This window comes from Ferroglobus sp. (assembly GCF_015521575.1).
In the GTDB taxonomy this organism is placed as follows: domain Archaea; phylum Halobacteriota; class Archaeoglobi; order Archaeoglobales; family Archaeoglobaceae; genus Ferroglobus.
In genome coordinates this window covers 1-2,474 of record NZ_WANY01000024.1, presented here as the reverse complement: position 1 = coordinate 2,474, position 2,474 = coordinate 1, and the positions used below count along the sequence as shown (strand labels likewise).

The following is a 2,474-nucleotide window of genomic DNA, read 5'->3' as shown; positions in this document are numbered from 1 at the left end:
GCTTCAAGCTCCGGATAGTTCATTTTGAGGTAAACCCACACCCTGCATCTGAAAACCCAGGAGGCGAAAAATTCCATAGGGGAAGGAAAGCAGAGGCTGAAGATAAGCTTCCTCCGCACTCTGGAAGTATTAGAAAGGAGAATATATTACTCCTCACTTTTTATAAATTCATCGTGAAGAACTTTTACCGCTTTCTTTCCTTCGTTTTTGCTCACAGCAAAACTTATATTGTACTCGCTACAGCTCTGACTTATCATCCTGACGTTTATCTTATTTCTCCCGAGGGTGGAGAAAATTCTACCAGCCACTCCGGGAGTCCCAGCCATTCCCGCTCCAACAGCGCTTACGACGGCAACATCCCTTATGCCCTCCACCTTTATCGATCCGTTCTCAATCTTTTTCAGAGCTTCCATGGCTTTATCGTAATCCGAATCGTCAACGACTATGGAAAGATTCAGTTCAGAAGAGCTCTGAGCTACCATAACAACGTTCACTTTATTTTCCGCAAGGATTCTAAAAACTTCCGTCATAATCTCAGCGAAATCGAATCCCGCTCCGCTGATGTTGACTATCGATACCTTCTCTATTAAGCTCAAAGCTTTAACAACATCCTTAGTCGAGGTAATTCCGTCTCTTATAACCGTGCCTTCCGCTTCCGGATTGAACGTGTTCTTTATTCTCACGGGGATCTTTCTTTTCATAACCGGCTCAATCGCCCTCGGATGCAGAATCTTGGCTCCAAAATGCGACAGCTCCATCGCTTCTTGATAACTCAGCTCCGGAATTAGCTTGGCTTCGGGAACTATTTTTGGATCAGTCGTCATTACCCCGTCGACTTCCTTCCACAGCCAAACTTCATCGGCGTTGATTGCCGCAGCTATTAGCGTGGCACTTAAGTCACTTCCGCCCCTGCCAAGAGTTGTGATGTTCCCGTCTTTGGTTACGCCTATGAATCCAGTAACGACCGGAACCAACTTCTTTATGGAGATCAAAGGCTCTATTCTACTCTTTATTAAGCTGTACACTTCCGAAAGAGGTTTTGCTCTCCCGTAGTTCGAATCGGTGATAATCCCGGCATCTCCACCGGTTAAAGCCACGCTGTCCACGCCAAGAGAAATTAGGGAGGCGGAAAAAATTGGGGCGAGAAGTCTCTCTCCGAAGGAGAGAATATAATCTTCGCTTCTCTTCGTCAGCTCACCAAGGTAGCTTATCCCGAGAAGGATCTTTTCAAGTTCGTCCAAAAGGTTGTCTATCCTGTTTATGACCTTCTCCTTAATCTTCTTATCCTTAACAGCTGTCTCGATGGCATCGTAATGCCTCTTCGCAAGCTCGGCTATAAACAGCTTTATAAAACCGTGAGAGGCTTCTTTGTAGCATTTGTGAGCAGCATGAAGTAAGGAATCGGTAACACCTTGCATGGCGGAGACAACAACGACTACCTCATTATCCTTCGAGTACTTCTTAACGAGGTTTGCGCAGTGGAGGATGTTTTCTCCATCCTTTACACTGACTCCACCGAACTTCATTACAATTCTCATTCTCCACAAAGCTTCAAATTAGGAAATATAAGCTTTGCTGAATTCCCCCAATGCTGAACGAACACCTCTCAAGACTGACTCGAAGATTTTCCTCAATCCTTAGCGGCTTCGATAATTTTCTCGATTTCGTTTCCGTAGTAAGCGCTCACGAGTGCGAAAACAGAAAGAGAGCAAACTTCGATGATATTGTAGATTGCAAAGTTCTCAATCGAATGTACCGCTAAAGAGAGAAAGAAGAGCATGAAAGAAGCGGAAACCCCTACAAAAACATCCGTTGTGTGGGGAGAGATGACTATGCTTCCCTTTCTTATCAACTCGCTGTAGCTCCTAAACCTCACAGCTATGAATACGAAGAGAGGCAAAAACGCAAGGAAGGCAATATCGAATAAGATTTTCAACTTCGAACCGACTAAACCTTTCACGTGATCTGCAGCTATTAAAATTACGGCCACGTAAAGCAGAGTTATCCCGAACTTTCCGTAAAAAACCGAGCTGTCGAGCACAAAAATTTCGTCCTTGTTGTTAGCCAGTACTCTGATTATAGCAATCAACAGGAGAATTGCAAAAAGTCCCGCTACAATGTTCGCTAACCTTACAACACTTCCAGAATCTATCCCAAAAACGGAAGAGAGAAACTCCAGCGACTCAACAATACTAATGAAGGCGTAAACCAAGGCGAGCATCATAAGATATTTGCTCAACGAAATCCAAGATTGGACGGCAAGCCTCAACTTTTCTACTTCACCAGTTCCCGAGAGGTAAAGGAGGATAAGAGATGATAAAAGCCCCAAAGCCGCCACCACACTTTCAACAATATTGATCATTATCATTAGTTATACACTGTTAAGTTTCAAATATAAGGTTTTACCTCATCACAAAGTTTTATAAAAAAGGTTTGATCAGAGCCAGTGGCGTCATCACAGCTCAGACAAGGCT

2 protein-coding genes are annotated in these 2,474 nt (G+C 43.9%); both read right to left on the bottom strand.

Annotation, left to right across the window (positions count from 1 at the left end; translation table 11 throughout):
- Positions 1–146: 146 nt before the first annotated feature.
- Complete coding sequence (locus F7C14_RS00915) at positions 147–1,538, bottom strand: aspartate kinase (protein WP_290898794.1); 1,392 nt, start codon at positions 1,536–1,538, stop codon at positions 147–149.
- 92 nt (positions 1,539–1,630) lie between these two features.
- Positions 1,631–2,368 carry a hypothetical protein gene (locus F7C14_RS00910; RefSeq protein WP_290898789.1) on the bottom strand — a complete coding sequence of 246 codons (738 nt, stop codon included), beginning with the start codon at positions 2,366–2,368 and terminating at the stop codon, positions 1,631–1,633.
- Positions 2,369–2,474: the final 106 nt, after the last annotated feature.

Coding starts and splice junctions, on each gene's coding strand:
- F7C14_RS00910 (WP_290898789.1), bottom strand. CDS start 2,368: ATGATAATGATCAATATTGTTGAAAGTGTGGTGGCGGCTTTGGGGCTT.
- F7C14_RS00915 (WP_290898794.1), bottom strand. CDS start 1,538: ATGAGAATTGTAATGAAGTTCGGTGGAGTCAGTGTAAAGGATGGAGAA.